This is a genomic window from Liquorilactobacillus aquaticus DSM 21051 (assembly GCF_001436755.1).
GTDB lineage: Bacteria > Bacillota > Bacilli > Lactobacillales > Lactobacillaceae > Liquorilactobacillus > Liquorilactobacillus aquaticus.
This window is the reverse complement of record NZ_AYZD01000013.1, coordinates 1-3,250: the sequence shown is the minus strand read 5'-3', so window position 1 is coordinate 3,250 and position 3,250 is coordinate 1. Positions and strand designations below refer to the sequence as shown.

Annotated in this window: 2 rRNA genes; both read left to right on the top strand. The window is 49.3% G+C overall.

Annotated features, from left to right (window positions below):
- Positions 1-131 precede the first annotated feature (131 nt).
- Positions 132-3,052: ribosomal RNA gene (locus FC19_RS03385) — 23S ribosomal RNA — on the top strand.
- Positions 3,053-3,133: 81 nt separating this feature from the next.
- A 5S ribosomal RNA gene (gene rrf, locus FC19_RS03380) occupies positions 3,134-3,250 on the top strand.

Genomic DNA, 3,250 nt, shown 5'->3' with positions numbered 1-3,250 from the left:
AATTTGTTCTTTGAAAACTAGATAATATTTTTTCTTAAATTAACAAACCGAGAACACCGCGTTTTAAAGAGTTTTGAACACAAGAATTTTCTTGACGCAAACTCATAACCGCTTTACCGTTGGTAAAGATAGGTTAAGTTATTAAGGGCGCATGGTGGATGCCTTGGCACTAGGAGCCGATGAAGGACGGGACTAACTCCGATATGCTCCGGGGAGCTGTAAGTAAGCTTTGATCCGGAGATTTCCGAATGGGGAAACCCAGTAGTTTTAATCGACTATTACCGCTGATTGAATACATAGATCAGTTGGAGGAAGACGCAGGGAACTGAAACATCTAATTACCTGCAGGAAGAGAAAGAAAAATCGATTCCCTAAGTAGCGGCGAGCGAACGGGGAACAGCCCAAACCAAGAAGCTTGCTTCTTGGGGTTGTAGGACTGAACATTTGAGTTATCAAAGAAGCTTGTAATCGAATGGCTTGGGAAAGTCAGCTAAAAAAGGTGAAAGCCCTGTAGATGAAACAAGTTTCCCTCAGTTCAGGATCCTGAGTACGGCGGAACACGTGAAATTCCGTCGGAATCCGGGAGGACCATCTCCCAAGGCTAAATACTTCCTAGTGACCGATAGTGAACCAGTACCGTGAGGGAAAGGTGAAAAGCACCCCGGAAGGGGAGTGAAACAGTTCCTGAAACCATGTGCCTACAAGTAGTTAGAGCCCGTTAACGGGTGATAGCGTGCCTTTTGTAGAATGAACCGGCGAGTTACGTTTATATGCGAGGTTAAGTCGGAAATGACGGAGCCGTAGCGAAAGCGAGTCTGAATAGGGCGAAATGAGTATGTAGACGTAGACCCGAAACCAAGTGACCTACCCATGTCCAGGTTGAAGGTGCGGTAAAACGCACTGGAGGACCGAACTCATGTATGTTGAAAAATGCTGAGATGAGGTGTGGGTAGCGGAGAAATTCCAAACGAACTTGGAGATAGCTGGTTCTCTCCGAAATAGCTTTAGGGCTAGCCTCGGAAAGAAGGATCGTGGAGGTAGAGCACTGTTTGGACTAGGGGCCCATCTTGGGTTACTGAATTCAGATAAACTCCGAATGCCACTGATCTATATCCGGGAGTCAGACTGCGAGTGATAAGATCCGTAGTCGAAAGGGAAACAGCCCAGACCACCAATTAAGGTCCCTAAATACATGTTAAGTGGAAAAGGATGTGGAGTTGCATAGACAACTAGGATGTTGGCTCAGAAGCAGCCATCATTTAAAGAGTGCGTAATAGCTCACTAGTCGAGTGACCCTGCGCCGAAAATGTACCGGGGCTAAACATGTTACCGAAATTGTGGATGCAACCGTAAGGTTGCGTGGTAGGAGAGCGTTCTAAGGGCAATGAAGCCAGACCGGAAGGACTGGTGGAGCGCTTAGAAGTGAGAATGCCGGTATGAGTAGCGAAAGACAGGTGAGAATCCTGTCCACCGAATGACTAAGGTTTCCTGGGGAAGGCTCGTCCTCCCAGGGTTAGTCGGGACCTAAGCTGAGGCCGAAAGGCGTAAGCGATGGATAACAGGTTGAGATTCCTGTACTAGTTGTAATTGTTTGAACGATGGAGGGACGCAGGAGGCTAAGAACGCGCACTGATGGATATGTGCGTCCAAGCAACGAGTTTTTAAGCGAGTCAAATGCTTGCTTATCTAAGAACGAGTTGTGATGGGAAGCGAAATTATAGTAGCGAAGGTTCTGATGTCACACTGCCGAGAAAAGCTTCTAGTGAGGTTACAACTACCCGTACCGCAAACCGACACAGGTAGTCGAGGAGAGAATCCTCAGGTGAGCGAGAGAACTCTCGTTAAGGAACTCGGCAAAATGACCCCGTAACTTCGGGAGAAGGGGTGCTGATCGCAAGATCAGCCGCAGTGAATAGGCCCAGACGACTGTTTATCAAAAACACAGGTTTCTGCAAAATCGTAAGATGACGTATAGGGGCTGACGCCTGCCCGGTGCTGGAAGGTTAAGAGGATGGGTTAGCTTCGGCGAAGCTCAGAATTGAAGCCCCAGTAAACGGCGGCCGTAACTATAACGGTCCTAAGGTAGCGAAATTCCTTGTCGGGTAAGTTCCGACCCGCACGAAAGGCGTAACGATCTGGGCACTGTCTCAACGAGAGACTCGGTGAAATTATAATACCCGTGAAGATGCGGGTTACCCGCGACAGGACGGAAAGACCCCATGGAGCTTTACTGTAGCTTGATATTGGGTGTTTGTACAACTTGTACAGGATAGGTAGGAGCCATTGAAGTCGGAACGCTAGTTTCGACTGAGGCGTTGGTGGGATACTACCCTCGTTGTATGAACACTCTAACCCTCGCCAATTAACGTGGCGGGAGACAGTGTCAGGTGGGCAGTTTGACTGGGGCGGTCGCCTCCTAAAAGGTAACGGAGGCGCCCAAAGGTTCCCTCAGAATGGTTGGAAATCATTCGCAGAGTGTAAAGGCACAAGGGAGCTTGACTGCGAGACAGACAAGTCGAGCAGGGACGAAAGTCGGGCTTAGTGATCCGGTGGTTCCGTATGGAAGGGCCATCGCTCAACGGATAAAAGCTACCCTGGGGATAACAGGCTTATCTCCCCCAAGAGTCCACATCGACGGGGAGGTTTGGCACCTCGATGTCGGCTCATCGCATCCTGGGGCTGTAGTCGGTCCCAAGGGTTGGGCTGTTCGCCCATTAAAGCGGTACGCGAGCTGGGTTCAGAACGTCGTGAGACAGTTCGGTCCCTATCCGTCGCGGGCGTAGGAAATTTGAGAGGATCTGTCCTTAGTACGAGAGGACCGGGATGGACACACCGCTGGTGTACCAGTTGTTCCGCCAGGAGCATAGCTGGGTAGCTACGTGTGGATGAGATAAACGCTGAAAGCATCTAAGTGCGAAACTCACCTCGAGATAAGATTTCCCATTTCGAAAGAAAGTAAGACCCCTGAGAGAAGATCAGGTAGATAGGTTGGAAGTGGAAGTACAGTGATGTATGGAGCGGACCAAAACTAATCGGTCGAGGACTTAACCAAAGAAAGAAACGCGGAAGGCAAGTTAAGGCAAGAAAAGATATTAGCTAGTTTTGAGAGAACAAGTTTTTCTCAAGCACAAAGTGCGGTGATGATGGCAAGAAGGATACACCTGTTCCCATGTCGAACACAGAAGTTAAGCTTCTTCGCGCCGATAGTAGTTGGGGGATCGCCCCCTGCGAGGGTAGGTCGTTGCCGTGC